Source organism: Streptomyces sp. NPDC005574 (assembly GCF_040605435.1).
Classification (GTDB): Bacteria; Actinomycetota; Actinomycetes; order Streptomycetales; family Streptomycetaceae; genus Streptomyces.
On record NZ_JBEXCW010000245.1, the window covers coordinates 1 to 2,670 of the forward strand.

The 2,670-nt window shown below is 67.5% G+C and carries 1 protein-coding gene; it reads right to left on the minus strand.

All coding sequences use genetic code 11. From position 1 onward, the window contains the following. Nucleotides 1-2,670 (minus strand): condensation domain-containing protein (locus ABZT03_RS43655; protein ID WP_356049801.1); only part of this gene is annotated, 2,670 nt, incomplete at both ends.

Here is a 2,670-nt window from a genome sequence, read left to right on the forward strand (position 1 = left end):
CGCGCGCCAGACCCGCTCCCGCGACATACAGCTCACCGACCACCCCAGACGCCACCGGTTGCAGATACCCGTCCAGCACATACACGCGCGTATTGGCGACCGGTGAGCCGATCGGCGGCACGGCTCCGTCCGCGCGCAGAGGTCCGGACATGGTCGCGGCCACTGTGCTCTCCGTCGGACCATAGGCGTTGATCATGCGGCGGTCACTGCACCATCGGGCCACCAGTTCCGGTGGGCAGGAGTCTCCGCCGACGATCAGTGTGCGCACCGTGGGCAGCGACCCCTGCGGTAGAACTGCCAGTGCCGCGGGGGGAATCACCGCGGTGGTGACCTCGTACCGGGCGATGGTGTTCACCAGCGGCTGCCCCACGACCAGATCCTCGGCGCGGACCACGACCAGGGTCGCCCCGGTCAGCAACGCACCGCACAGGTCGAGGATGGACGGGTCGAAGCTGAGAGACACGAACTGCAGGACCCGACTGCCGGGGCCGGTCCGGAAGATCCGGGCCTGGTGTGACACCAGACTGGTCAATCCGGTGTGGCTGACCGCGACGGCCTTGGGCAGACCGGTCGAGCCGGAGGTGTAAATGAGGTACGCCGCGTTGGCCTCCGACAGTGGCCGTACCCGGTCAGCCGTGGTGAACGGTTCCCCAGGCCCCGGATCGGCGGCCTGGTCGAGAGAGTCCAGCGACATCCGGGGTATCGCTACGCAGGGCAGGGTTTGCTCCAGGTTCGCCACTGTGATCAGCAGGGCGGGTTTGCTGTTGCCGAGAATGTACTCGATTCGCTGATGGGGGTAGGCGGGGTCGACCGGTAGGTAGACCGCTCCCGTCTTGGCCACCGCCAGCACGGCGGTGATCCACTCCAGCGAGGGCGGCATCGACACGGCAACGATGTCTTCGGCCCCGATGCCGCGGCCCGCCAAGACGTGTGCGAGCCGGTCGGACATGGCGTCCAGCTCGGCATAGGTCACCTCGACCCCGTCCGCGATCAAGGCGAGCGCGGCCGGGGTCCGGGCCACCTGCGTCGCGAACAGGTCGGGCAGGGTCGCCGCCGGCAGCTCCTCGGCGGTGGCGTTCCAGTCCACCAGGATGCGCTTTCGAACTGCGGCCGGCAGAAGGTCGAACTGCCCGATGCGGGTCTCCGGCCGACTGACCACCGTCTCAAGGACACGTAGGAACTGCTCGACCAGCGTCTGAACGGTGTCCTGCTCGAACAGATCGCGTGCGTACACGATCGCACCCGTCATTCCGGCGGGGCGGCCATCGGCAGATCGGCTCTCCGTGAGGTTCACGGTCAGGTCGAACTGCGTCGAGTTGAGATGCAGGAGCCGAATCTGGCAGTCGAGGCCGGGCAGGCTCGGCATGGGGATCGCCGGGTTGAGTACGAGCATCACCTGGAACAGCGGATGCTGCGACGCGGACCGATCGGGGGCGAGTTGCTCAACCAGCTGGTCGAAGGGAACGTCCTGGTGGCCGAAGGCGTCCAAGTCGGTGTCCTTCACCCGCGTGAGCAGGTCGTGGAACGTCGGATCGCCGGAGAGGTCGGTGCGGAGCACCAGGGTGTTGACGAAGAACCCGACCAGATCGGTGAGCGCCTCGTCGGTGCGAGCCGAGATCGGGCTGCCCACGCAGATGTCCGCACCGGCACCGATGCGGTGCAGCAGGACCGTCAGGGCTGCGTGCAGGACCATGAAGACGGTGGTGCCCGTTTCACGCGCCACGTACTGCAACCGTTCGTGCAGTGCGGCGTCGATGGCCAGCGGCACTTCGTGGGCACGGTGGGATGCGGCGGCGGGGCGGGGATGGTCGTAGGGGAGGGTGAGTTCGGGCGGTGCGCCATCCAGCGTTTCTCGCCAGTAGGACAGTTGATGGCCGAGCGGGGATTCCGGGTCGTCGGAGGATCCCAGCATCTCCCGGTGCCAGCGTGCGTAGTCGGCGTACTGGACGGGCAGCGGGACCCAGCCTGGGGCGTGGCCGGCCCTGCGAGCCGTGTAGGCCGTGGCCAGGTCTCGCAGCAGCGGGTTCATCGACCATCCGTCCGCTGCGATGTGATGGAGGGTCAGCAGCAGGACATGCTCGTCGGGCTCGGTGCGCACCAGCTGCAGCGACACCGGCGAGTGCGCCAGGTCGAAGACGTGGTCTGCCGCGCGGGAATGAGCTGCCAGCAGTTCCTGCTCACCGACGTGCTCGACGGTCAGGTCCACCGGAGTTGCGGGCAGGATCCGCTGCCGGGGTTCGCCGTTCACCTGGATGCACACCGTGCGCAGCGCCTCGTGCCGTTGGAACAGGTCGGTCAGCGCGGACCCCAGTGCCTCGACGTCCAGACGGCCAGTGAGGGTGATCGCGAACGGCAGGTTGTAGGTGGCGTTGGAACCCATCATCTGGTTGAGAATCCACAGGCGCTGCTGGGCGAAAGACAGAGGAACGTCGCTGAGACCGGGCATCGGCCGCAGCGTCGGCCGCTGGGAAGCCGGGGCCGATTCCAGGAGCGCGGCAAGACGGAACGGCGTCGGAGTGGCGAAGACATCCCGCACTGTCACGTCCACACCGAACGCGGAACGGATCAGGGCGGCGAGTTTGGTGGCGAGCAGCGAATGGCCGCCCAGGGCGAAGAAGTCGTCGTCGATGCTTATGTGTGTGATGCCCAGCAGTGTGGAGTAGAGCTGGC